Annotated in this window: 26 protein-coding genes and 1 pseudogene; 25 read left to right on the forward strand and 2 right to left on the reverse strand. The window is 40.3% G+C overall.

Annotation, left to right across the window (positions count from 1 at the left end; translation table 11 throughout):
* Nucleotides 1-49 precede the first annotated feature (49 nt).
* From I6N96_RS05150 to I6N96_RS05165, 4 genes are all read left to right on the forward strand, one after another.
* Entirely contained in the window at nt 50-1,561 is a 1,512-nt protein-coding gene (locus I6N96_RS05150) for a helix-turn-helix domain-containing protein (RefSeq protein WP_209556443.1), read from the forward strand.
* Between the two features lie 3 nt (nt 1,562-1,564).
* Nucleotides 1,565-2,032: a GNAT family N-acetyltransferase gene (locus tag I6N96_RS05155; protein ID WP_209556444.1), complete on the forward strand. Its 468-nt coding sequence runs from the start codon at nt 1,565-1,567 to the stop codon at nt 2,030-2,032.
* 91 nt (nt 2,033-2,123) lie between these two features.
* Nucleotides 2,124-3,434, forward strand: a complete 1,311-nt coding sequence (gene der, locus I6N96_RS05160) for a ribosome biogenesis GTPase Der (protein ID WP_209556445.1) — start codon at nt 2,124-2,126, stop codon at nt 3,432-3,434.
* 238 nt (nt 3,435-3,672) lie between these two features.
* Nucleotides 3,673-3,948, forward strand: coding sequence for an HU family DNA-binding protein (locus tag I6N96_RS05165; protein ID WP_202057569.1), 276 nt, complete (start codon nt 3,673-3,675; stop codon nt 3,946-3,948).
* Between the two features lie 246 nt (nt 3,949-4,194).
* Here the strand turns inward: I6N96_RS05165 and I6N96_RS05170 are convergent, their stop codons facing one another.
* On the reverse strand, nt 4,195-4,512 hold the full coding sequence (locus I6N96_RS05170) for a hypothetical protein (RefSeq protein ID WP_209556446.1): 318 nt from the start codon (nt 4,510-4,512) through the stop codon (nt 4,195-4,197).
* Nucleotides 4,513-4,843: 331 nt separating this feature from the next.
* Here I6N96_RS05170 and I6N96_RS05175 point away from each other — a divergent pair, with 331 nt between their 5' ends.
* From I6N96_RS05175 to I6N96_RS05195, 5 genes are all read left to right on the forward strand, one after another.
* Nucleotides 4,844-5,359, forward strand: coding sequence for an RNA polymerase sigma factor (locus I6N96_RS05175; RefSeq protein ID WP_209556447.1), 516 nt, complete (start codon nt 4,844-4,846; stop codon nt 5,357-5,359).
* The gene (locus I6N96_RS05180; protein WP_209556448.1) at nt 5,337-6,608 is read left to right on the forward strand and encodes a hypothetical protein; all 1,272 of its coding nucleotides are present in this window, start codon (nt 5,337-5,339) and stop codon (nt 6,606-6,608) included. The genes I6N96_RS05175 and I6N96_RS05180 overlap by 23 nt, the downstream gene beginning before the upstream one ends.
* A 585-nt stretch (nt 6,609-7,193) precedes the next feature.
* Nucleotides 7,194-8,246 (forward strand): hypothetical protein, encoded by a 1,053-nt coding sequence (locus I6N96_RS05185; protein WP_209556449.1) that lies wholly within the window; start codon nt 7,194-7,196, stop codon nt 8,244-8,246.
* A 4-nt stretch (nt 8,247-8,250) separates the two neighbouring features.
* Nucleotides 8,251-9,507: a tetratricopeptide repeat protein gene (locus I6N96_RS05190; RefSeq protein WP_209556450.1), complete on the forward strand. Its 1,257-nt coding sequence runs from the start codon at nt 8,251-8,253 to the stop codon at nt 9,505-9,507.
* Nucleotides 9,508-9,515: 8 nt separating this feature from the next.
* Complete coding sequence (locus I6N96_RS05195; RefSeq protein ID WP_209556451.1) at nt 9,516-10,055, forward strand: ReoY family proteolytic degradation factor; 540 nt, start codon at nt 9,516-9,518, stop codon at nt 10,053-10,055.
* A 112-nt stretch (nt 10,056-10,167) separates the two neighbouring features.
* Here the strand turns inward: I6N96_RS05195 and I6N96_RS05200 are convergent, their stop codons facing one another.
* Nucleotides 10,168-11,058, reverse strand: coding sequence for a YitT family protein (locus tag I6N96_RS05200; protein ID WP_209556452.1), 891 nt, complete (start codon nt 11,056-11,058; stop codon nt 10,168-10,170).
* 114 nt (nt 11,059-11,172) lie between these two features.
* On the opposite strand from I6N96_RS05200, the gene I6N96_RS05205 reads away from it, so the two are divergent.
* The 16 genes and pseudogenes from I6N96_RS05205 to I6N96_RS05275 all read left to right on the forward strand — a co-directional run bounded on the left by I6N96_RS05205 (nt 11,173) and on the right by I6N96_RS05275 (nt 25,659).
* A complete protein-coding gene (locus tag I6N96_RS05205; protein WP_430650120.1) occupies nt 11,173-11,517 on the forward strand; it encodes a nucleotide pyrophosphohydrolase in 345 nt (114 codons plus the stop codon).
* Nucleotides 11,510-12,295: a 4-hydroxy-tetrahydrodipicolinate reductase gene (gene dapB, locus I6N96_RS05210; protein ID WP_209556454.1), complete on the forward strand. Its 786-nt coding sequence runs from the start codon at nt 11,510-11,512 to the stop codon at nt 12,293-12,295. The genes I6N96_RS05205 and dapB overlap by 8 nt, the downstream gene beginning before the upstream one ends.
* Nucleotides 12,292-13,503, forward strand: a complete 1,212-nt coding sequence (locus I6N96_RS05215; protein ID WP_209556455.1) for a CCA tRNA nucleotidyltransferase — start codon at nt 12,292-12,294, stop codon at nt 13,501-13,503. The genes dapB and I6N96_RS05215 overlap by 4 nt, the downstream gene beginning before the upstream one ends.
* 5 nt (nt 13,504-13,508) lie before the next feature.
* Complete coding sequence (locus tag I6N96_RS05220; RefSeq protein ID WP_209556456.1) at nt 13,509-13,868, forward strand: thioesterase family protein; 360 nt, start codon at nt 13,509-13,511, stop codon at nt 13,866-13,868.
* A gap of 84 nt (nt 13,869-13,952) precedes the next feature.
* Nucleotides 13,953-14,405, forward strand: a complete 453-nt coding sequence (locus tag I6N96_RS05225; protein WP_209556457.1) for a hypothetical protein — start codon at nt 13,953-13,955, stop codon at nt 14,403-14,405.
* A gap of 270 nt (nt 14,406-14,675) precedes the next feature.
* Nucleotides 14,676-15,359, forward strand: coding sequence for a hypothetical protein (locus I6N96_RS05230; RefSeq protein WP_209556458.1), 684 nt, complete (start codon nt 14,676-14,678; stop codon nt 15,357-15,359).
* Nucleotides 15,360-15,825: 466 nt separating this feature from the next.
* Complete coding sequence (gene aroE / locus I6N96_RS05235; RefSeq protein WP_209556459.1) at nt 15,826-16,695, forward strand: shikimate dehydrogenase; 870 nt, start codon at nt 15,826-15,828, stop codon at nt 16,693-16,695.
* Nucleotides 16,696-16,767: 72 nt separating this feature from the next.
* Nucleotides 16,768-17,787, forward strand: coding sequence for a 3-deoxy-7-phosphoheptulonate synthase (gene aroF, locus I6N96_RS05240; RefSeq protein WP_209556460.1), 1,020 nt, complete (start codon nt 16,768-16,770; stop codon nt 17,785-17,787).
* Nucleotides 17,788-17,792: 5 nt separating this feature from the next.
* Nucleotides 17,793-18,206, forward strand: a pseudogene (locus I6N96_RS19860) (GNAT family N-acetyltransferase); the annotation flags it as partial.
* A gap of 66 nt (nt 18,207-18,272) precedes the next feature.
* Nucleotides 18,273-19,337, forward strand: coding sequence for a 3-dehydroquinate synthase (aroB, locus tag I6N96_RS05245; RefSeq protein ID WP_245186865.1), 1,065 nt, complete (start codon nt 18,273-18,275; stop codon nt 19,335-19,337).
* A 5-nt stretch (nt 19,338-19,342) separates the two neighbouring features.
* Nucleotides 19,343-20,509: a chorismate synthase gene (gene aroC / locus I6N96_RS05250; RefSeq protein WP_209556462.1), complete on the forward strand. Its 1,167-nt coding sequence runs from the start codon at nt 19,343-19,345 to the stop codon at nt 20,507-20,509.
* Between the two features lie 27 nt (nt 20,510-20,536).
* The gene (locus I6N96_RS05255) at nt 20,537-21,634 is read left to right on the forward strand and encodes a prephenate dehydrogenase (protein WP_209556463.1); all 1,098 of its coding nucleotides are present in this window, start codon (nt 20,537-20,539) and stop codon (nt 21,632-21,634) included.
* Between the two features lie 123 nt (nt 21,635-21,757).
* The gene (gene aroA / locus I6N96_RS05260; RefSeq protein ID WP_209556464.1) at nt 21,758-23,050 is read left to right on the forward strand and encodes a 3-phosphoshikimate 1-carboxyvinyltransferase; all 1,293 of its coding nucleotides are present in this window, start codon (nt 21,758-21,760) and stop codon (nt 23,048-23,050) included.
* Nucleotides 23,051-23,551, forward strand: a complete 501-nt coding sequence (locus I6N96_RS05265) for a shikimate kinase (RefSeq protein WP_209556465.1) — start codon at nt 23,051-23,053, stop codon at nt 23,549-23,551.
* Nucleotides 23,552-23,564: 13 nt separating this feature from the next.
* Nucleotides 23,565-24,416 (forward strand): prephenate dehydratase, encoded by an 852-nt coding sequence (gene pheA, locus I6N96_RS05270; RefSeq protein ID WP_209556466.1) that lies wholly within the window; start codon nt 23,565-23,567, stop codon nt 24,414-24,416.
* 112 nt (nt 24,417-24,528) lie between these two features.
* Nucleotides 24,529-25,659 (forward strand): LCP family protein, encoded by a 1,131-nt coding sequence (locus I6N96_RS05275; RefSeq protein ID WP_209556467.1) that lies wholly within the window; start codon nt 24,529-24,531, stop codon nt 25,657-25,659.
* Nucleotides 25,660-25,710: the final 51 nt, after the last annotated feature.

Here is a 25,710-nt window from a genome sequence, read left to right on the forward strand (position 1 = left end):
GATAGGAAATGTCAAAATAGGAAAATTTTTTTTTGAAAGTTGGTAAAAAATGATTTATAAAACGATGTTGAATAAGAGCGATCGCGAAAAAATTGAGGTATATGCATTGCTCGTTTCCTTACCGGAAGGTCTTTACAGTAAAAATGGAATCGTCGGTGAGTTTTCTTTTTCTTATAATCGACTCTGTGCAATCTTAGATGAGATCCATCAGGATATTTGTGAAATAACTAAAAAAAGTGCCGGTATTTTAAATGATGGAAAAGTAGCAATCTCTTCTACTATGATTCTGTTGGACTACTATGCTACACATATTTTGAAGAATAGTGTCAGCTATAAATTTCTGTTGTCTTTACTTTCAGAAAGCGAAGAGACAATTGAAATATTTTGTGAGAAGTATGGTGTTAGTGAATCCTACACAAGAAGGAATATCAAAAAAATGGTTTCATATTTGGCTCAGTTTGGGGTGCATGTTACTATTTCTTCTGTTCGTTTGAGTGGGGATGAGCGGTTGATTCGAATTTTATTTACTTACTTTATTTGGAACTGTACTTTTGGTAATGAATTTGAGGAGGTTTGTTGTTCCATTGAGGAAACAGCTCAGGCCTTTGATCCAATACTGAAGCTTCCGCCTAAAACATCTGATTCTTACCGATATAGCGATAAGCTGCGCCAGCTTCATGCAGAAATCATGCGAAGAAGGCTTAAGAACCAGCATGTGGTTGAAGACACGGCAGAGTATGATATTTTGATTGGCGAAAATTATACAGGGTGCTTTCAACCGCTGCAGAAAATGTTTGGTACAACAGAGGAAATTGCACAAAAAGAAGCTCGTTTTCTGGCATTTTTAGCTTTTTATGGTCCAACATATTCCTTTGAAAACGATCCTTTGTTTGATGTGCCCAGGGAAGAACTGAGCATTCGATCCAGTGAAATATTTGATTTTTTTGCCGAATTTAATCAGAAGGTGCTGCATCCTCTGCTTGAAAATTACCCTAATCCCGGTCGTATTGTACTACTTGAAGCAAATCTGGTGAATATTCTTTTTAATTACATGATTTTCAAGCAGAAAATCCCTTTTTTCAGCTTGATGCAGCGGGAGGACATAACAGCAGATGGCGTCATTTTTCCTATTATTTATAGTAGAATTTATGACTTCATCAAAGATTATCCATTCAGCAGCAGCTGGCAGGTGGAATGCCTGAATGATATCAGCTTGATCATGGCCCATTTGATTTTACCAACATTAAAGGAACACCAAAAAAGTATCAAATTGAATGTTGCCATTCTTTCCGAGGACAATTATGTGTATATCAATAACGTAAAAAGCATGCTTGCGGACTTTACCTTTGTTGAACTGATTCCTTATACACTGGAAAATCGGGAAAAAATTGATTTACTGATTTATCCTTCTAAACTCTTTCATCTCAAAAACGAAGAAATCCAAACACTGACACTTTCTCTGACTTCATTAAGAGATGATTTCTTTGGTGTCTACACTACGATGAAAACAGTTTATGAAGAAAAGCTGCAGCGATATTTTCTTGATATTTTGGAGGCATAAAAAATGATAAATATGAGAAGAAGCACGGAGGATGATCTGGAACAGCTTGCTCATTTAAGACTGCTGTTTTTTGCGGAAAATTACCTGTTTACTGAAGAAGAAACGAGGACATTCGAAGAAAAGACAACGGAGTTTCTTACGGTCCATTTGAATAGTACATTGATCAGCTGGCATGCTGAAATTGAAGATGAAATAGTTGCTGTCGCTTTTTTGGAAATTGCTGAACGGCTGCCTCATCCGGATCGTAAGTATGGCAAAATCGGTACGATCCTCAATGTGTATACGAAAAAAGGTTTTCGGAAACAAGGAATCGCCAGCCAATTAGTCCAAAGGTTAGTCAAAGAAGCAGAAAAACATCAACTTGATAAAATTGAGTTGATGGCTACAGAGCTTGGGTATCCAGTATATGAGAAAATCGGGTTTAAAGAAGTTGCCTTATTAGATAAGAGAATGGAGAAAAAGCTGGATTAATGTTTTGTTTTCCTTGAGTTTTTCTTGCATATTCACTGAATTATGAGGTAAACTAGACAAGATTGAAAACTGTCAAGGAGGTAGTTTTAGAATGGCAAATCCAACAATAGCAATTGTCGGTCGTCCAAATGTTGGGAAATCGACAATTTTTAACCGTATTGCCGGTGAGCGTATTTCAATTGTAGAAGATACGCCTGGTGTTACAAGAGATAGAATATATGCAAAAGGTGAATGGTTGGGTCGAGAGTTCAGTATCATTGATACTGGCGGGATCGATTTAGGTGATGAACCTTTTATGGATCAAATCAAGCATCAAGCAGAAATTGCGATTGATGAAGCAGATGTTATTATTCTAGTTACTAGTGGACGTGAAGGTGTAACAGATGCAGATGAGATGGTGGCTAGAATTTTATACCGAAGCAAAAAACCGGTAATCTTGGCAGTAAACAAAGTAGATAATCCTGAGATGCGTGCAGATGTCTATGAGTTCTATTCTTTAGGGTTAGGCGAGCCGTTTCCAATTTCAGGAAGTCATGGGTTAGGTATTGGGGATGTTTTAGACGAGGCAGTCAAGCATTTTTCTACGGAAGTAGAGGAAGAAGAAGAAGGGCTGATCAAGTTCAGTCTGATTGGTCGACCAAATGTTGGGAAATCTTCATTGATCAATGCAATATTGGGAGAAGATCGAGTGATTGTTTCTGAAGTAGAGGGAACGACTCGAGATGCGATCGATACTTATTTTGAATCAAGTGACGGTCAGAAATTCCTAATGATTGATACTGCCGGAATGCGTAAGCGCGGGAAGGTCTATGAGACGACAGAAAAATATAGTGTGATGCGTGCCATGCGCGCGATTGAACGCTCAGACATTGTTTTAATGGTCCTGAATGCTGAAGAAGGAATCAGAGAGCAGGATAAGAAGGTTGCCGGCTATGCTCATGAAGCAGGTAGAGGTGTGATCATCGTTGTCAACAAATGGGACACGATCAAAAAAGAAACAAATACGATGCGCGAATTTGAACAGGAAATTCGAGATGAATTCCGTTATCTGGACTATGCGCCGATCGTCTTCGTTTCGGCTCTTACAAAGCAGCGCTTGAACAAGCTTCCTGAAATGATCGAGACTGTTAGTATGAATCAAAATCTGCGGGTACCGTCAGCGGTGTTGAATGATGTGATCATGGATGCCGTGGCAATCAATCCGACACCAACAGATAAAGGCAAGCGTTTGAAGATTTTCTATGCAACACAGGTAGCGATAAAACCGCCGACCTTCGTTGTTTTTGTGAACGAAGAAGAGCTTATGCATTTTTCTTATGCTCGCTTTTTAGAGAATCAAGTTCGAAATGCATTTACATTTGAAGGAACACCAATCAAAATTATCCCAAGAAGACGGAAATAGCGCATTCTACCACACTTTTGGTAAATGTTCAAACATATTGAGAGAAAACACACTTTTATCAAAAAATCTGCTTAAAACGTGTTAAAACCCTTGCTATTGCTAGCTTCCTATGATATCTTTGTTAAAGAATATTGATCCAATTCAATATTTATATTTTATTCTTTGGACCACTCAAAGATAGAATACATTTGATGTCTAAATCAGGCATCCTATCCTTATGGAGGAGGTGAAATAATCCATGGCAAACAAAGCAGAATTAATCGAAAGCGTTGCATCTTCAACTGGTTTAACTAAAAAAGACGCAACTGCAGCGGTAGATGCTGTATTTTCAACAATCCAAGAAACACTTGCTAAAGGTGAAAAAGTTCAATTAATCGGTTTTGGTAACTTTGAAGTCCGCGAACGTGCTGCACGTAAAGGACGCAACCCACAAACTGGTAAAGAAATCCAAATCGCTGCAAGTAAAGTACCTGCGTTCAAACCAGGTAAAGCGTTGAAAGATGCTGTTAAATAGGACAGTTATGGGAACCCTTGAGTATCAAGGGTTCTTTTTTGTATTCATACATATTCTGCAAAATGGCAGTAGAAGGGGAGCGAGTTTTGTAAAATAAAGCACAGATCAAAAGACTTCTTTTCATTTCTCCAGCTCTTTTGACATACTGTCACTTTTGAAGGTCCATGCTGCCTGCTTATCCGTATGAACTACTCACTAAAAAGCTATGTAAAGTAAAAAAAGGCAAAAAAATAAAATTCGGTAATGCTACCAAATTTTTACTACTTTGCCGAATATGTTTTTGCGTTTGACCCATCCGTTGATAAAGCCATGGTTATTGGAAATCTGGTACTCTATTTGACTGTTTCTTGTTCGAATAGCAGAAATCAGGTGCGTGTAATAATTTCCTTTGACTTTACAAAAGACGATATCCTTTACCTTTAAATCAGTTGCATCGGTGATAGGATCAAGGCTAACCGGTTGATTTGATTTTAAGATCGGCAGCATAGAATTACCTGCTTCTTTATACTTTTCAACAAATTTTCCTTGTTGCAGTAATGAAGCAATAAAGCTTGCTTTAGACATTTTGTTCCTCCTTTCTTTCATTCAAGGATAGCATAGGTTAAGCAGCAGCGCAATAAATCACATAAGTACGACTCAAAATGAGGGTAAGAGAATGCTCTGTGAGCTATTTTAACAGATAGAAGCTGATACTTGATTGGCTTGCTGAAATTTTTACTCATTAAAAAAAATCCTATGAAATCATGTATAATTTTAGTGTCGACGTATTCTGTTGACACTCTTTTTTTGTTTCTCTATGTCATGATTTTGACAGAATTAAAAACTTGAATAAAAAGGTCGATTTCTTGTGACCTTTTTGTTGTTCAGTCGTATATAAGGTAAAAGGAGGTTTGTGATGAATGGGGCTAATGAGAAGTTTGCTGTTGGGTTTGAAAAGTATTATCAAGAGTTGTTTCGTTATGCAGTCTATTTGACTAAGAATCAGGAGCAGGCAAATGATCTGGTTGGAAATGCAGTTTATAAGCTTCTTTTGACGATTGAAAAGGTTCCTGAATCACAGCAGAAATTTTGGTTGTTGCGGGTGATTCGTAATGAATTCATTGATGGAGAAAGGCGAAGAAAAAGGTGGCGTATTCTTCCTCTTCACAATGTGAAAGAAGAGTTCTTGAGTGCAGCGAATGTGGAGAAAGAGCTTGAAGTAAAGCAGGAAAAGGAGCAGTTGTTGGTAATCGTAGCAGAGCTTCCTTCTCCCTATAAAGAAGTGATCTTTCATTTCTATTATTCAGAAATGTCAATCAAGGAGATACAGTCCTATTTTGGGATGAGTCTCAGTCAGGTGAAAACGATACTCTACCGAGGTAGAAATAAAATAAAGGAGAGGCTGCTCAATGAAGGAATCAGGGGAATTTAGGAAATTATTGGAAAAATATAAATGGGGACAGGCAACGGCTGAGGAAAAAGCAGTTGTAGAAAAGGAGCTTGAGAAAGCTGAAGCGATTCAGGAATACTTGTTTGAGTTGGAGGAGCTTCCTGTGCCGGAGCATTTTGAACAACAAGAAGAGGAGGCATCTGCATCACATGTCCGAAGGTTGGTACGGCGTCGTTGGCTAAAGCACGGTGTGATTACCGGAGTCCTCATTTTTCTTGTATTGATTGGCGGTTGGAGTATTGGCAGACCTTTATTGGATAAACTGTTTTTTGATCCAACAGAAGGAAGAACAGAGAAGACATATAGTGAATATGAGCTGTATAAAATGATTGAAAACAACATTTCAATTGGAGGGTATGCGCTAGAAGCTGTCCATATTGAGCAGATGGGTATTGGTACCTATGTGTTAAGCGATAGCTATTATGATGTTTTGAAAAACGAGACGCGTGTTCAGGTAACGACACTGAAAAAAGGAAAAATAGAAAGTCAGCCATTATCAGTGACCTATGAAAATCCTATGTTTTCATACATGGGAATATCGACAGAAGAGATGTTTGGACCTAGCCGAAATCAGGAGTTGGATGACCTAAAGGAAAAGGTCAGCAAGCTGCCTGAAACAGCAGTTATGAAAGTAAAGCTCTATTTCGATTCCTATAAAGAGGTCAACTTAGAGACTGTAAAAGAACTGGTGCTTGATCAAAAGCTTAGTCATGTCCTGACAGCCGGGATTGCCTCGTCGTCTCTTGAAAGTGGTTTTCAGTCCTCCTTTGGCATTCGCTTTAATGGTAGTTATGCAGGGTATGGAGACGGCAGACATTTTACCAATATGGCGCAAGTCAGCCAACTGAACAAGGAATATCCCAGTTTGCTGCAAAATGGAAATGTGATGATTAATTCTGCTCCGGAAAAGCTGGAACAGCATTATCGGTCTATGCTGAATTATCTGTTGGATAATAAAGAATTGGGGGAAGAAATTGAACGTATATTTAATCCTATGGTTTATACCTCCCAATCTAGTGAGAGCCAAGGAGAGCTGAGTACTTTTGTTCAAATGGAGACATACAATCAACAATTAGAGGCAGCTAAAAGATATGTTGAAGAACATGGTGTGGTCGTAGCAGATCTCACTGTGCTGATTCATCCAGATGAGTTCAATGCATTAATTGAAAATGAGCTTGTTTCAATGATAGGAATAGAGGGTGTTGAGCTGATTAACAGTAATTTATGGTAATTAATAAAGAGCAGCACAAACAAATGAATATATTTTGATAGTAGCGCTATAAATAGGCTGTGATAGCTATTCGTGAGAGTGATTATTCTCATGAATAGCTATCACACTTTTTATGGCTGCTGCTTTTATAGAGAACCTCTTTTTTTGATTTAATCTATATAAGCATCGAATCATTCGTGTAATAGTTAAAATAATAGTAAAATAGATAATAAAACATTTTTGTTTTACAAAAAGTTCTTTTTGTTATGATTAACAATCTTGTGGTTTTTGTTTCAGGTGTACTTATCGCTCTTTATCTTTGATAGTTATTTATAGTTCTTCCATACCCCTTGATTTTTTCTGATTTTACGCTATAGTTGAGTGTCCCGATAGAGAGAATGACAGTGTTTCGGGACAAATGGGCAAACAAGATTTTTATTCTAAGTAAGCTAGTTAACACCCACAGGTTTTCACAAGAGGTGCTGCTCTTTACTTTTACCTAAAATCATCCTTTGTCAGTAGTTATCTATAGTTGTTCTTTATTTTTAGGACGTTACAATGTTTGCTCTAATAAAAAAATGGTAAAATAGAGCAAGGAGGTGCTGCATGGAATTTGTTTATGAGAAAAAGGATCATCAGAGTAGTGTTATCTATGGCGAAACTGTTGCTTCTCTTTTAAAAAATGAACCGTTGGAAGAAAGACATATTCTTTTGGTGACGAATCAAAGGTATTATGATCTGTTTTCTGATAAACTGATCCAGCTGTTCAACGAGCGACAAAATCTTGATTGGTACATTTGTAAAAATGATACCCATTGCAATAATTTTTCTGAGCTGGAAGCGTTGTTGACATTTGTTGCCGCTTTCCCTGCAAAGGAGGATTATCTGTTGATCGGCCTAGGGAATGAAGGGGTCATGTACCTCTCTGCATTTATCAATCAAACAGCAGTTTTGACAACGGAATTATGGCTGCTTCCGCTTTCCTTACAGGCACTTAGTGAATCATTAACTGGTAATGGTTTGATAGAGCTGAATCATAAAAATGCGTTATCGGTTCCCTCCCTTGCAACTCGTATCGTGTATGATCAGACAATGATCAAGAAGGATGGCGATCGACAGCTGATCGATTTTCTGGTGTTCATTCAATGTGGATTAGTATGCAGTCATGAATTTTTACGTGACCTGTATAAAAATTTTACTGATCGAAGTCGCTTGAATCAGCAGTCCTTCAATGGTTTGATGGAGCCGATGCTAGGCTACTATCAAAAAGATGAGGCAGCAATCCATAAGTTTGGTCAATTGTTTGAAACAGCCTTTTATACGGTCGATGGCGGACACTTGCTTTCCGTTTATATGAAAAGTCTGTTGGGCAGTCTGCTTCAACTGGTTTGGTCACAACAAAAAAATGGCTTTTCCTTTCATATAAAAAACTTTTTGGTTTGGCTGATTCGTTTAGGCTATCCAATTGAGTTTCCTGAGCAGATTTTTGTCAGTGATTATGTACAGGAGTTGCTGACCTGCAGTGAAGAATTTGGAGAGGCATCATGCTTGTTGGATATCGGTGTGCTGGGAGATAAAGAATTTTTTGAGGCAGAAGAGTTGATTCAGGCAGTAGAAGAATATAAAAATTTGATAGAGAAGATAAAAAGAGGACAGTGAAGAGATGACGTATAGTGAAAAAATGCTTGAAGCATTACATAATGAAAATTTGGCAGAAGCACAGCTGATGCTTGCAGAGGCATTACGACAAGATGATGGCGACACATTAGCTGATCTTGGCGAAGAATTACTCTCCATTGGCTTTTTGGAAGAGGCGCAGCAAATATTCAAGAAGCTGCTTATTGATTTTCCAGATGCCGATGGTTTGAACCTTCCCTTAGCGGAAATTGCGATTGAAAATGCTCAGTTTGATGAAGCGCTGGATTATTTGGGCTTGGTTTCTAAAGATAGCCCGAGCTATGTGCAGAGTCTTTTGGTTTTAGCGGATTTGTATCAGGTCATGGGGATTCCGGAAGTCAGCGAAGCGAAGCTGAAGGAGGCAGAGCTGCTGCTGCCGGGTGAACCATTGATCATATTCGCTCGAGGAGAGTTATACTTTGTCAACGGTCAGTTTGCTGAAGCGGTTGAGCAGTATACGCGTTTATTAGACGAAGGGACAACAGCGATTTCAAGTGTATCAATTAACGAACGCTTAGGGACCAGCTATAGTATGATGGGGCATTTCGAGGAAGCAGTACCATTTTTAGAAAACAGCTTAAAAGAAGAGCAGACTGATGACCGTCTGTTCCAGTTGGCATTTACGTACATTCAAATGCATGAAAATCAAAAGGCAATCATTTTGTTCCAACAACTGAGAGCATTGAATCCTCAGTATCAGTCTTTATACCTGTATTTAGGTGAAGCCCTACAGGAAGAAGAGCTCTTGGAGGAGGCGCAAGAAGTAATTGAAGAAGGGATAAAAGAAAATCCGTTTCAAGTTGATTTGTATCAGCTGGCTTCTGAAAATGCCTATCGACTGCATGATGCAGAAAAGGCCGAAAAGTTATTGCAAGAAGCCGTAGCACTTGGCGAGAAGGTTGATGAGAGTTTGTTGACACTAAGCAACCTGTATCGAACAGAAGAGCGGTTTGAAGATGTGATTGATGCTTTAGGGAAGATGGAAGAGACAGGGCATCCTTATGCAGAGTGGAATCTGGCGAATGCTTATAACGAGCTGGAGGAATTTGATCAAGCAAAGCTTTACTATAAGCAGGCGTATCAAGAATTAGCTCATGAACCGGATTTTTTGAAGGAATATGGGATTTTTCTAAGAGAAGAAGGACAATTGAAAGAGGCAAAAGAAGTACTGCAGCATTATCTGGCTCATGAACCGGGCGATAATGAAGCGGCATCCTTACTTGATGATTTACAGGAAGGCTAGGTGATCGTATGGACATCAATGTTGCTGATAAGAAAAACTTTCTTGTTTGGCTAGTCAATAATATTTCCTTCAGCAAACGGGAAATCATTTGGATTTTGAACTATTTGATCAATCACGAGGTTATTTTGAATAATGTGACCTTTGTTGAGCAAGCTGAAAAAACAGAGCGAGGGATACAAATTGCTTCTTCTGAGATGGAGGAGGAACCGATCGTTCTCTTTATAAAGGGCAAAATGTTTACAGATACAGACCAGATTTTTCACGAGATTCGCATGAATTGGAAGGATACTCTTTACCTAGAGTGCTTCTTCAGTGAAGCTTTTCAGAATGCAGAGTACCTGTCGATTCTTGAAGATAATCCTTTTGCGCCATGGAAGGATAACGTCAGTGAAGAAACAGTTCAGGAAATCGAGGCTTATTTTGAACGAGAAGAGCAACTTGCTCGAATGAACCTGCTTCGAAATCAAATTGATCGTTCTCTTGAAGATGGCGATTATGAGTCATTTTTGGAGCTTTCAGATGAATTGAATCGGATGAAGACTAGATAAAGGAACTGTAAAAACTTGTTTGTCATCCCTGACAGTCAAAAATAGACCTACCGGAAGAAGCAGAGTAATTTCTGACTTTTCCGATAGGTCTGTATTCTTTCTATCTACGGATTTAAGTAACGGCTCGACTTTTTTTGAAAAGCCTTTTAGAAGGTTTCGCATAGGTAAACCCTTCGCCAATAGCCTCATGAACGTTGATCACTGAAAGAAAGGCTTTCGGGTCAAGCTCGTGAACAATTCGCTTAACTTCAATGATTTCACTTGGGCTGACAACAACATACAAGATTTTTTTATCTACTTGGGAATAACCGCCCTGGCCTGAAAGATAGGTGACACCACGTTCCAGCAAGTGCATGACCACTTCGCCGATATCCTCTGAATGGTTGGAGATGACTAGGATCCCCTTAGCTGAATAAGCACCATCCAGAACAGAATCAACGATTTTGCTGAAAACAAAAGAAACAATCAAGGTGTACATCATCCGCTTTACATCCAGATAGCTTAATGACAATGTTAGAACAAGGATATCGAACAGCAGCAGCGAGCGGCCCATGCTGACACCGTATTTCTTTTCTAGTATACGAGCGATCACATCACTTCCGCCTGTTGTACCACCAACACGATAAATCAGTCCGCTGCCGACACCGCCAGCCAAACCGGCAAGTAAAGAGGCAATCAATAGATCATGATCTAGATTGATTTCTACAGGCATTCGTTGGAAAATCCATAAAAAGGCTGAAAGAGAAACTGTTCCGATAATGGTATAATAAAACACATGCTTTCCAAGGATTTTTCCGCCAATCAAAATTAGCGGGATATTGATCAACAAGGTAGAATAGGCGGGATTTATCTTAAATAATGCCAGTAGGATCAAGGTGATCCCGGTAACACCGCCTTCCGCCAAATCATTGGCGATGTTGATATTTACAAGCCCGAATGCATAGAGGGCTGTTCCAATCAAAATAATAATAATATCTTTTACATAAAAGCTTTTTTCTTCCATACAAACGCCTCCTTTTCCTTCACCACTTTATCACTCAAAATAAAAAACGACAAGAAGAATCTTTTCAATAGAAAAAGTTTTTGTTAAGATGTGAAGGAAGGAAGGTTGAGCAGAATGGAAAAAACAGAATCACTCCGAGCGATGCAGACAGAAGTAGATGCCTATATTCGCCAATTCAAAGCAGGTTATTTTTCGCCCTTGAGTCAGATGGCTCGATTGACAGAAGAGGTAGGCGAGTTAGCCAGAGAAATCAATCATTATTATGGAGAAAAACCAAAAAAAACAGATGAAAAGCCAAAAACAGTGGAAGAGGAAATCGGGGATGTCCTGTTTGTGACTATGATCATGGCGAATTCACTTGAAATTGATTTGACAGAAGTGTTTAATAAAAATATGGAAAAATTCAATCAGCGGGACAAATACCGCTTCGAACGAAAGGATGGAAAAACACATGATTAAGGTAACGATTGCCGGATTTAAAGGAAAGATGGGCAGTACCGCAGTAAACATGGTTCTTAAACACGCAGAACTGGAGCTTGTCAGTGTACTTGATCCTTTTGCAAAAGAGACTAACTTGAATGAGCTTTCAGGCTATGAAGCTGATGTACCTGTTTTTCGCTCAAAAGAAGAGGTATTAACGACTAAGCCCGATGTTTGGATCGATTTTACAATCCCATCTGTCGCTTATGAAAACACTAGCTTTGCCATTGAACATAGAATAGCACCAGTAGTTGGAACAACTGGTTTTACAGAAGAACAGCTTGCTGAGCTCAAAAAAAGATCAGGAGAATTGAAAATCGGCGGACTGATTGCACCAAACTTTGCAGTGGGTGCTGTTTTGATGATGCAGTTTGCGAAAAAAGCAGCAGAGTATTTTCCAGATGTTGAAATCATTGAGCTGCATCACGACAACAAACTGGATGCACCGAGTGGAACAGCATTAAAAACGGCAGAAATGATGGCTGAGGTAAGAGATGCGAAGAAACAGGGGCACCCGGAGGAAGAGGAATTGATAGAGGGTGCTCGTGGTGCTGATTTCGAGGGGATGAAAATCCACAGTGTTCGATTGCCTGGTTTGATTGCACACCAGCAAGTACAATTCGGCGGTATTGGCGAAGGATTAACGATTCGCCACGATTCCTATGATCGCAGCTCATTTATGACAGGTGTAGCTCTTGCTTGTCAGAAGGTTGTTGCATTGGATCAGCTAGTTTATGGATTGGAAAATCTGCTATGAGGCTGGAGCACTTACCGGAGGAATTCATCAAAGCATCTGCGGTGATAGATGAGATAGAGCGGCATGGGTTTGAGGCTTATTTTGTCGGCGGCAGTGTTCGGGATACCTTGCTTGGCAAGAAGAGCCATGATGTGGATATAGCAACCAGTGCTTATCCGGAAGAAATCAAGCAGATCTTCAAGCGTACAGTGGATGTTGGTATCGATCATGGAACCGTTTTGGTCTTATACGAAGAGGATCAATATGAGATCACTACATTTCGAACAGAATCAACCTATCAGGATTATAGACGACCGGATACAGTTACCTTTGTACGTTCGCTGGAGGAGGACCTAAAGCGTCGAGACTTTACGATCAATGCATTAGCATTAGAAAAAAATGGAACAATCATTGATTTATTCGACGGGTTGGCTGATTTAAAAAATGGTGTCATTCGAGCGGTTGGCGACCCAAAGGAACGATTTCATGAGGATGCGTTGCGGATGATGAGAGGGCTGCGTTTTGCCAGTCAGCTGGATTTTGACATTGAAAAAGAGACAATGGGAGCAATCTACCAGTTCCACTCTCTTCTATCCAAAATATCTGTTGAACGGATCACGATTGAGTTTGTGAAGCTGCTGTTAGGCGAAAATCGCCAAAAAGGGCTGCTTCCCTTCATTGAGACAGAATGCTATCAGAGCTGTCCTGGTTTAAAAGAGAAAACAATGGCTCTTCTTCGCTTTTCAGAGCTGCCAAACAAAATGATTGAGGAAGAGCGGATGGTTTGGGCGATGCTGCTTAGGGAACTGGCTATTCCAATCACAGAGAGTAGAGATTTCTTGAAACTATGGAAGCTTTCCAATCATTTGATCCATGATGTGACGGAGCTTTCTTATGGATTGGGGCAACGCTTAGAGGCCGACTGGCAGCCGAAGGATCTCTTTCGAATGGGATTAGAAAAAGTATTGATTGTAGAAAAAATGCTGTTCTTTTATGGTCAAGAGGTCAAGCTTGAGGAAGCAGAGAAGCTGTTTTCAGGTTTGCCCATTACAGATCGAAAACAGCTGAAGGTAACGGGTAATGATTTGTTAGCTGAAATCGATCAGAAGCCGGGAAAATGGTTGGGACGATTGATCGATCAGCTGGAAGAGGCTGTTATCAATGGTGTACTCGTGAACGAAAAACAAGCATTGATTGCGTATGCCAAAGAGTTTGTGAAAAAGGAGTGACAGTAATGACTACTTATTCAAAGCAATTTACAGTTGAGCCGGAAAACACTGCACAAATGGTTGGATCAGGTGATTTGGAAGTATTGGCTACGCCTGCTCTGATTGCTATGGTGGAAAACACTGCAAGGGATTTTTTGAGACAGGAGTTAACTGAAGGGGAAACAAGTGTCGGTACAAAAATTGATACGAAGCATCTGAGACCATCCAAAGTGGGGGCTGAAATCACTGTCAAAATCACCCAAGAAGCTCGTATAAAAGCAAAAGCCGACTTTTCTTTTGAGGTATATGATGGAGCAGAGCTGATTGCAGTCGGTACTCATCAGCGTGTTGTAGTAGCAACAGAAATCTTTTTAAGTAAGCTTTGATTACAGGCGTATTTTTAGGCAGCTTTCACAAAGTGTGCTACACTTGAAGGTGTTAAGAATTTATTTATTAAGGAGAAAAATACTATGGCGAGAGAAATGACAGGGTTAAAATTTTATTTCAGAAATGGCGAAACTTGGACGATCGGTCGTCGTTATATTGGCGACTTGTGGATCAAGCAAATCACAACAAGCTTCGGACGTATCAACGGTAGTGAATTTGTAGAAATTCATCCATGCGCAGGATTCAAAATCGAGATTTTCCAAGAAGGTGATCATGTTCAAACACATGACATCAACATGGGCGGTTTGGAATCAGGCATGTTTGCTCGTGCGCTGAAATATGAAGATATTGAGCGTATGGAAATCCTTTATAAGAGCGGGACACCTGATTTGGTTTATTTCCCATACAAAGATAAAAGTGATGAAGGTTTGGACAATACGTATCAATCTACTAAGATCAGCGAGAAGACAAACAGCTTGTATATCGTGATCGACCCGAACCAAACAGTAGATGATGTGTATGCATCTGAATTTTAACCAATAGTATAGCAATCTGTTGTGCCGGATATTCTACTCCCTAAGAGGTAGTTGAATAGTAAGCATGATATTATCAATTCGCATAATTAAGTCTGCAGTATTGTCTTAATGACAAACGCAGGCTTTTTTGTTGTATGTAGGGGATCTAAGTTCAATAGCGATAGGTATGTTATTTTGAAATTTCTGTAATCAATTTGTTGTGATTTAGTAAACAATCATCAATCGTCATGTTATGCAATACCATTACAATGATTTCAAGGAGGTTCAAAAATGATTATGGATGCTGGAATCAAGCTGTACTATATAGCAATCAACGCTCTCCAATCTCTTGGAAGACGGAAGGGTTATTTCACCTCCTTCGTGATGATCGGATTGTTGTTCTTTCTCTTTTTCTTCACTTGGAATTGGATTGGTTTCTTCTCAGCATGGATTGATTTGGAAAATATATTCTTTGAAAAAGCTGTTGAAGCTGGCGAGAGTGGAACATTCCAATCATTGATCATGCTGCTGACAATTTTGAAATTTGGTGCATCAATTATTTGTTTCTTTCTATTTCTCGCAACGTTACTTTATATAAAGAGCTTTTATAGGCAGAAGGCGGCTATCGAGGAAGAAGAAATCCTTATCAAAAGATTGCTTGGTGAGTGTTCTTCAATTATTGCACTGGAATTTACTTTAGAAGGCTTTTACGTTCTGACTGCTATAGGAGGAATTGCTATTGCTCTTTCATCTGCCGTTTTCAAAAGGTTGATTTCAGATTTTCAGAAAATCGGGGTATTCAAAGGTGTTGGTGAGGCATTCACGCTGGATCTGCTCAGTGAGGGTTTCCTGCTTGTCATGCTTTTAAGCTTGGCTTTGTTTTTAGTATTTCATTCTGTGAATCGGCAAGCAGATAGCGAACAGCTGCAGTCGTCGGTGGGAAAAGCGAGTGAGAGAGAGCAATTAGAAAGCTGAAAGTATGGAGAAAAATGACACTATTTACGGAGGCTGATTGTCTGTGGAAAAATAATTTTTACATTTTTTTCATAAAACTGTTGACAATCTGTTGAGCGTGGGAGTATACTTGGTTAAATTCTTAAAACAGTAGTGGAGTGATTGATATGAAAACAACGATCCAGAAACATACACAACTGAATAAGTATTACTTTAGCTATTTTAGGTGAGTTTGTATTCATGATTATCATGGGTGCAAACAATGCATAACGCAAGTTTGTATCTATGATGGCTAAGGGATTTCAACATGACTTTCAAGCCGCGTAGATGAAAATCTATAGTGGCTTTTTATTTTATCTTTTTTGCAAGGTATTCACTGTAGATTTTCTGTAAATTTACTGTGAATACCTTGCTTTTTGTTTTGATTCTATATAAATCCTGTTCATTGATTCATTTAACAAGATTTATAAACTATGGAGGTTGAATAATGGAAAACACGATTACAGGTCACACAAGACTGATTGGACTGTTCGCAGATCCGATTCGTCACAGCGTTTCACCTATGATTCAAAACACAGCATTACAAGCATTGGAAATCGATGCAGTATATCTGGCTTTCGAATTAGGGGAAGAACGTCTGACGCAAGCAATCGACTCGATCCGAGCACTGGATATGCTGGGTGCAAACCTATCTATGCCGCATAAAATGGCGGCTGTTCCAATGATGGATGAGTTGAGTGAGGCTGCCAAGTTGGTAGGAGCGATCAATACGATCGTTAATGAAAATGGCAAGCTCACTGGCTATACCACTGATGGAACTGGCTTTATGAGAAGCCTTAAGGATCAGGAAATCGACATTATCGGGAAAAAAATGACGATTATCGGAGCCGGTGGTGCGGCAACAGCAATTATTGTACAAGCGGCACTGGATGGTGTGAAGGAGATTGCTGTCTATAATCGTAGAGATGAATTTTTTGAGAAAGTAAAAGAAAAGCTAATCTATATCGAGAAAAATACCGACTGCAGCATTCATTTACATGATCTGACAGAGCAGGAAGAGCTGACAAAGGATATATTAGAAAGCGGCCTATTGGTAAATGCAACTGGTGTAGGGATGAAACCGAATCTGGATGCTTCGCCAATCGAGGATTTCACAATGCTTAGAGCAGATTTGCCGGTTTATGATGTGATTTATACACCGAGAGAAACAAGACTTTTAAAAGAGGCAAAAGCTAGAGGTGCAAAAACTATGAATGGTCTGGGTATGCTGCTTTATCAAGGGGCTGCAGCCTTTGAACTATGGACCGGCAAGGAAATGCCGATTGAAAAAGTAAAACCTATTATCGAAAACAACTAGGGCGTGGCTGGAAAATACAGACATGACCTAATCAACTAAAAATAAACGGACAACATTCAGGAGGAAATTATTATGATCGTAATTATGAAAGCAAACGCAACGAAAGAGCAAGTGGATTCAATTATAAAAAGAGTGAAAAAAGAAGGTTTGGATGTCCAAATCAATCAAGGTAAGGATCATGTAGTTATCGGCTTGTTGGGCGATACACGTAAAATGCAGGATGTAGCCTTCAACAGTTACGAAGGAGTGGAAAATACAGTTCGCATCTCAAACACTTACAAGCTGACTTCAAGAGAGTTTCATCCTCAAGATACTGTTGTTGATGTAGATGGTGTAAAAATCGGGAATGGTGAATTCGTTACAATGGCAGGTCCTTGTTCCATTGAAGGCTTAGACCAAATCAGAGAATGTGCACGTATTGCGAAAGCAGGCGGTGCCCAAATCCTACGAGGCGGTGCATTCAAACCTAGAACATCACCATACGCTTTCCAGGGACTTGAAGAAGAAGGTTTGAAATACATTCGTCAGGCAGCTGACGAGCTGGGAATGAAGGTTATCACAGAAGTCATGGATGAAGGTCACATCGATATGGTTGCTGAATACAGCGACATCCTGCAAATCGGGGCAAGAAATATGCAGAACTTCAAACTATTAGCGTCTGTTGGGAAGACAGGAAAACCTATCGGATTGAAGCGAGGAATTTCCGGTACGATCGATGAATGGTTGAATGCAGCAGAATACATCGCTGTTCAAAATAACAATAATGTTATCTTTATCGAACGAGGCATCCGCACTTACGAAACAGCGACTAGAAATACGTTTGACTTAAGTGCTGTACCATTGATCAAAAAGCTAAGTCATTTCCCAATCATTGTTGACCCAAGCCACGGAACAGGAATCTGGGATTTGGTACCGCCAATGGCTCGTGCCGGAGTGGCAGCAGGTGCTGATGGGATGATCGTAGAAATCCATCCTGATCCAGCGAATGCATGGTCAGATGGTCCTCAATCATTGAACGAGAAGACATACATGAAAATGATGAAGGAAGTACAAATCATGGAGAAAGCAATGAAGGAAATCAATTCATTATAGGAGGGATGACCCTTGGGGTATCACTTCGATCGATAGCTCTTGAAGAGCTTCCCAAACTGCAAGAAATATATCAAAAAGCATTTACGGACATATTGGAAAAATATAAGGATAGCGGCTCTAATCCTGCATCAGTCACTATGGAACAGCTATATAGGATATACCAGAGTTCAACTCATTCATTGTATTTTATCTTATCAGATGGCGAGATTGCAGGAAGCATTAGACTTTCTCATCTATCAAAAGAGACAATCAAGCTAGGGCCGATTGCTGTTTCTCCGGTATATCAAAAACGAGGTATTGGGAAAACGGCATTGGAACTAATCGAGGCTGAGTACCCTGCTTGCAGGAATTGGCTGTTGGATACTATAGAACAGGAAGAGTATCTAGTTGATTTTTATAAGTCAATAGGTTATGTGCCCACTGGCAGAACTGAAGCCGTTCAGCCAAACATGACAATCATTTTTTTCAAAAAGGAGGTCAGTGAAATGCTGACAGTTCAATTACCTACACATGAATATCAAATCATCATTGAGAAAAACAGTCTTACTGAAATTGGCAAATGGGCGGCGAAGCTGTGGAAACCGCAAAAAGTAGCAATAGTTACTGATACGACCGTTGATGAGCTGTATGGCTCGCTTGTATTAAATCAGCTGACTGCAAACGGCTTTGAAACAACAAAGATTGTTGTTCCAGCCGGTGAAACAAGCAAATCACTAGAAAATACAGAAAAAATTTATGAGCATCTAGCTGAAAATCAGTTTACCCGTAGTGATGGGATTCTGGCTTTAGGCGGTGGTGTGATTGGCGATCTGGCAGGTTTTGCTGCTGCTACGTATATGAGAGGAATTCATTTCTTGCAGGTCCCTACAACACTTCTAGCACAAGTTGACAGCAGTATTGGTGGAAAAACGGGTGTGAATACTAAGAATGCAAAGAATCTCGTAGGGGCTTTCTGGCAGCCTGATGGCGTACTGATCGATCCAAATACGTTGAATACATTGGAGCCGCGCCGTTTGAAGGAGGGAATCGCAGAAATTGTCAAATCTGCTGCGATTGCAGACAAAGAGCTATGGGAAAAGCTGGAAAATTTGAAGGATGAGCAGGATCTTTTAGCTCATGCTCCTGAAATCATTACTGCCTGTCTGAAAATAAAGAGAGCTGTAGTGCAGGAGGATGAATTGGATAATGGTATTCGATTGATTCTCAATTTTGGACATACGATTGGTCATGCAATAGAAAATACTGCGGGTTATGGTGTTGTCAGTCATGGCGAAGCGGTGGCAATCGGTATGGTTCAAATCAATCGAATTGCAGAGCAAAAGGGGTTAACGCCGGAAGATACAACTGAACAGCTTATAACAATGTTGAAGAAATTCGGATTGCCGATTTCTTATGATAATTGGAACGAGGAAACACTGTACCAAGCCTTGACGCACGATAAGAAAACGAGAGGTACCGCTATAAAGATCATCTTGCTTGAAGAGATCGGTAAAGCAAAAATCGTACCTACAGAAATAGAAGAGATGAAGGAATACTTAAAGAGGAGTTGAGTCAATTGAGATTTATTACAGCTGGGGAATCCCATGGCCCCGAATTAACAGCAATTATTGAAGGCTTACCGGCAGGATTACCGCTAAGTGCTGAGGATATCAACCATGAGCTTGCCCGTAGACAAACTGGATACGGTCGAGGCGGAAGAATGAAAATCGAAACAGACAGAGTACGCATCACTTCAGGAATCCGACATGGAAAAACATTAGGCTCGCCTGTAACAATGATTGTTGAAAACAATGATTGGAAAAATTGGCAGTCAGTGATGTCAGTTGAAGAGGTTTCTGAAAAAGAAAAAAACATCCGTCGTGTGAATAAACCACGTCCCGGTCACGCGGACTTAGTTGGCGGAATCAAATACGGACATACAGATTTAAGAAATGTGTTGGAGCGTTCTTCAGCGAGAGAGACAACGATGCGGGTAGCTATCGGCGCAGTTGCTAAGAAGCTGTTGAAGGAATTGGCTATTGATGTTGCCGGTCATGTAGTTGTTCTTGGAGGCATTCAGGCAACTATCCCGGAAAACTTGACTGTTAAAGAAATCCAGGAAAAATCGGAACAATCAGAGGTACGAGTGGTCGATCCTGCGGTAGAGGAAAAAATCAAAGCATTGATCGATGATACGAAGAAAAACGGTGATACGATCGGCGGTGTTGTGGAAGTCGTTGTGGGTGGAGTACCTGTCGGTTTAGGCAGCTATGTTCAATGGGATCGTAAGCTGGATGCGAAAATAGCACAGGCGGTTGTCAGCATCAATGCCTTTAAGGGCGTGGAATTTGGTATCGGCTTTGAAATGGCCAATAAGCCTGGTAGTAAAGTCATGGATGAAATCGTTTGGGATGAGCAAACTGGTTACACAAGAACTTCTAATAATCTAGGCGGATTTGAAGGAGGAATGACCAACGGGATGCCGGTGATTGTTCGAGGCGTGATGAAGCCGATCCCAACGCTATATAAACCATTGCAAAGTGTGAACATTGATACAAAAGAGACATACAAAGCCAGTGTGGAACGTTCGGATAGTACCGCAGTACCTGCTGCCAGCGTCGTTTGTGAAGCAGTCGTTGCAACAGAAATAGCACAGGCTGTTTTAGATAAGTTCGACAGTGATTCCTTTGAGCAAATGAAATCGGATATCGAAACCTATCGCCGCTACACTCAACAATTCTAAAAACAACTAATTGGAGTGTGGAAAATAATGACAAAGAAAATAGTGATTGTAGGCTTAGGTTTAATAGGAAGCTCTTTGGCTTTGGCTGTGAAAAAGGAACACCCGAAAGTAACTATTATCGGAATAGATATTCAAGAGGCATCTGAAGAATTTGCTTTAAAAAGAGGCATTATTGATGAAAGAGGGGCTGAGCTGCAGGAAGCTGCAGCTGAAGCGGATGTAATTTTACTGTGTTCACCTGTGGAAGTGGTGAAGAAACAGCTGACTGAATTGAGCAGCTGCATCTTGAAACCGGATGTGATCATCAGTGACGTAGGAAGTACGAAAAAGGAAATCGTGGAGGCGGCAGAGCAGCTGAGGCTGGATTCATTTATTGGTGGTCATCCAATGGCTGGCTCCCACAAATCCGGCGTCACTGCCGGTGATGAACGATTGTTTGAAAATGCATACTACATCCTGACCCCGAACCAGAATGCAGATTCAAAAAAGGTCAACGCTCTTAAAGAGTTGTTGAAGGGAACACAGGCGAAGTTCGTTACCTTGGAGCCGGAAGAGCACGACCAAATCACTGGTATGCTGAGTCATTTACCCCATGTGATTGCTGCCGGACTGGTCAATCAAAGTAAAGTGTTCAATGAAAAGCATCCTCGGGCAAGACAATTAGCTGCTGGAGGCTTTCGGGACATCACTCGAATTGCTTCATCTGATCCTGAAATGTGGACAGACATCCTTTTGAACAATAAAGAGATTTTGCTGGATTTGATCACAGGCTGGCAAAATGAAATGGATCAGGTCTCACAATGGCTGAAAAACGGCAATCAGGAAGCGATTTTTCAATTCTTCTACGAAGCGAAAGAAACAAGAAATCAAATGCCGATCCATAAAGAAGGAGCTATTCCTGCATTTTATGATCTGTTTGTTGATATTCCTGACGTTCCGGGGGTAATTGCTGAAGTAACAGGGATTTTAGGAAAAAGAGAATTGTCCCTGATCAATTTAAAAATTCTTGAAACACGGGAAGATATTTTTGGTATTTTACAGCTTACCTTCAAACGCAAGGAAGATTTAGAAAAGGCAAAGGAAACATTGGAAAAGGAAACAGCGTACTTGTGCTATGAAAAATAAAGTGGCGGAGATATTTCTTCTCCTATGAACAAGCTCAGATTTTCAAAGAAATGAACAAGGGCCGATTTATAAGCGAATGACATTTTTCACTATAAAAGATAAGTAAGAAGGAGGCGGGATCATTTGAAACTGGCGACAAATAAACAGCAATTATCAGGAACGATTCATGTACCAAGTGATAAATCTATCTCTCATAGAAGCATCATGTTCGGATCGATTGCACATGGGAAAACAACAATCAAAAATTTTCTTCGGGGAGAGGACTGCTTAAGTACACTTGCAGCTTTTCGAGCTCTTGGAGTTTCCATTGAGGACGATGGTGAGACAATCACTGTTCACGGCACAGGTTTTGAAGGATTAAAGCCTTCAAAAGAAGCAATTGATGTTGGGAATTCAGGAACAACGATTCGTTTGATCAGCGGTATTCTTGCTGGAAGACCCTTTACAACAAAATTGTTCGGCGATGCTTCAATCGCCAAGCGTCCAATGGCTCGTGTGATGAATCCATTGAACGAGATGGGCGCAGATTGTACAGGACGTGAAGGTAGTGAGTTTCCGCCATTGACAATCAATGGAAACAAAGAACTCAAGCCATTGCACTACAACATGCCGGTGGCAAGTGCTCAGGTAAAATCAGCTATTCTGTTTGCTGCGTTACAGGCAGAGGGAGAAACAGTCGTTATTGAAAAAGAAAAGACACGTGATCATACCGAAGATATGATTCGTCAGTTTGGCGGGAGAGTTGATGTTTCTGGAAAAGAAATCCATCTTCAAGGTCCGCAGACCTTTACTGGACAAGAGGTCAACGTTCCGGGAGATATTTCTTCTGCGGCTTTCTTTCTCGTAGCGGGGTTGATTTTACCGAACAGTAGAATTGTTTTGGAAAATGTTGGTTTGAATCCTACTCGAACTGGAATTATCGATGTTATCAAGCAAATGGGCGGGAAAATAATCGTTGAAGAAGTGGATAAAGAAAATAGATCTGGTCGGATTACAGTAGAAACAAGTGACCTCAAAGGAACTGAAATCAAGGGAGAGATAATTCCTCGACTGATTGATGAACTGCCGATTATTGCATTGATGGCAACCCAAGCTGAAGGGACGACAGTGATTCGCGATGCAGAAGAGTTGAAGGTCAAAGAAACCAATCGAATTGATGCTGTTGCTAATGAGCTGAATCATTTAGGTGCTGAAATCACACCCACAGATGACGGGTTGATCATTCAAGGGAAGACGGCATTAAATGGCGGCAAGGTAACCAGCTATGGCGATCATCGAATTGGAATGATGCTGCAAATTGCTGCATTATTGGTGGAAGAAGGAGAAGTGGAGCTGGAGAAAGCAGATGCGATTGCTGTATCTTATCCAAACTTCTTTGAAGATCTGGAAAACTTATATGGAGCAGGAGGAAAATAGATGAAGGGCATTACTCTGATAGGATTTATGGGAGCGGGGAAAACAACTGTCGGAAAACTCCTTTCCGCAGAAACTGGTATGGAACATATCGATTTTGATGATAAAATAGTAGAAGAAATCGGGATGACGATTCAGGAGTACTTTGATTTATATGGAGAAGCAGCTTTTCGGGAAAAAGAAACAAAAGTGCTGAAGAAATATATCGATCATAACTTTGTGATCTCGACAGGCGGCGGTATCGTCATGCGACCAGAGAACCGTGAACTGTTGAAAGCTATGGCACCTGTTGTCTATCTTGAAACAACACCTGAAGTCTTTATTCCTAGGCTGAAAAATGACCACACAACGGTTCGACCTTTGGTGGTATCGAAATCTCCGGAAGAAATCAAGGATGTTTTTGAGCCTCGTATTTTGTATTATAAAGAAACAGCAAGTATGATCGTCAGTACGGATAAGCAGACACCGGAAGAGGTCACAAAAGAAATATTAGCAAATTTATAGGGTAGGTGACGATATGAAGGTTGGTTATCTTGGGCCGGAGAGCTCATTCACACATACAGCAACAAGAACGGCATTCCCAGAAGATACATTGGTTCCGTTTCATTCAATACCAGCTTGCATCAAGGCAGTTGAATTCAATGAAGTGGATTTAGGTGTTGTCCCAATTGAAAACACTCTGGAAGGCTCTGTTAATACTACAGTGGATTACCTATTCCACCAAAGCAGCATTCCTGTAGGAGCAGAAATTGTGCTGCCGATTTTTCAACAGCTGATGGTAAGCAAAGAAAATAAAGAGAATTGGAAAGAGATTCGTCGTATTCTTTCTCATCCTCAGGCATTGGCTCAATCACAGGAATTTATTAATTGTCATTTTCCTGATGCAGATCTGGAACAGACGCCTTCTACTGCATATGCAGCCAGTTTTGTCGCAGAACACCCAACACAAAAAATAGCGGCAATTGCACCGAAGCTTTCAGCAGAAAAGTATGATTTAGCGATTGTTCAAGAGAACATTCAGGATGTGGCGATCAACCGTACTCGATTCTGGGTAATTGGCTCAGATCAGGTGGAATTACCTCATATCCCTGTTGAGCGGCAGAAAATGACTTTGGCAGTCACTATGCCCAACAACATGCCTGGGGCGCTTCATAAAGCATTATCAGCCTTTAGCTGGCGGGAAATCGATTTGAGTAAAATTGAATCTCGTCCTTTAAAGACTACATTAGGAGAATACTTCTTTCTAATCGACCTAGTGGCAGACAAGTCGCCGGAATTGATCCAATTTGCTTTACAGGAGATTCAGCAGATGGGTGGAGAAGTCAAAGTTTTTGGAAATTATAAGGTTCATCCAATTCATGGAATATAAAGATCTGAAAAGGTCTTTTTATTTTTCCTTAAAATCTCTGTCTATAAAAGACTTTTTTCAGGAAATAGGGTATGCTTATTTCTGAGCGAAATAAAAAAGGTGGCGTGAATCTATGAGTCGAATGGATCGATACAAAGATATACATAAAGAATCTGAAAAAGAAGAGCAGGCTGGTTTCAATCCAAGAAGAACAAAGGGAACGGAACAACAGTCGGAGGAATATAATAAAGCATACGAGCAGCAGATGCCAGAAGATAGAAATAGCGCTTATCAGAGTAGTATCCCTGAAAGCGGAGGTTCCTCTGTTCCTCCCAGAAAACCGAAAAAACCGAAGAAAATCAAAAAGCGCGGAAAACGAAGATGGCTTAAATGGCTGATGCTGGCTCTGTTTTTATTGATTGTTCTTCCTGTTGTCTTTTTCTTTAAAGGAAAATATGCAGCGGAGCACGATACTTCTTTACCGGCGGAAGAGGCAGAAACCTTCAATGGGGTGAAGAGTGCAGATGGATCAAATAACATTCTGCTGCTGGGAAGTGACACCCGTGGTGAAGACTCAGGTAGAGCAGATACGATCATGGTTCTCCAGCTGGATGGTCCTTCCGGAAAACCAAAGCTGATTTCCTTCATGCGGGATACTTTCGTAGATATTCCCGGCTATGATGCAAATAAAATCAATGCTTCTTATGCATATGGCGGAGCCGAACTGGTTCGTCAGACCTTGGCGCAAAATTTCGGAATTGAATGCAAATACTATGCTAAGGTTGATTTTCAAAGTTTTGAGAAAGTAATCGATTCTCTTTTTCCAAGCGGTGTAGAAATTGATGCTGAAAAGGATATAAATCTTGATGGTGTTGATATTGCACAAGGAAATCAAAAAATGGACGGTCATGTGCTTTTGCAATATGCTCGTTTCCGAATGGATGAGGAAGCTGACTTCGGTCGTGTAAGAAGACAGCAGCAAGTAATGTCAGCCGTTATTTCACAACTGAAGAATCCTCTTGTTTTATTGAGAACACCTGAATCAGCAGGAAAACTCGTTGGGTATATGGCGAATAATATTCCAAGCACATTTCTTTTGATGAATGGTCCTTCTCTGGCTCTCAAAGGCGCATCAGGTATTGATCGTTTGACTGTTCCTGTTGATGATTCATGGGCGAATGGCTATTACGACTATGCAGGAAGCGTGTTGGAAATCGATCTTGGGATGAATCAGCAGGCGATTCAAAGTTTTTTAGCCAACTAGCATGAAAAATAGAGTTTTCATCTATTTGAGAGTATGTTATATTTAATAAAG

Source organism: Enterococcus larvae (assembly GCF_017830045.1).
GTDB classification, from domain to species: domain Bacteria; phylum Bacillota; class Bacilli; order Lactobacillales; family Enterococcaceae; genus Enterococcus_L; species Enterococcus_L larvae.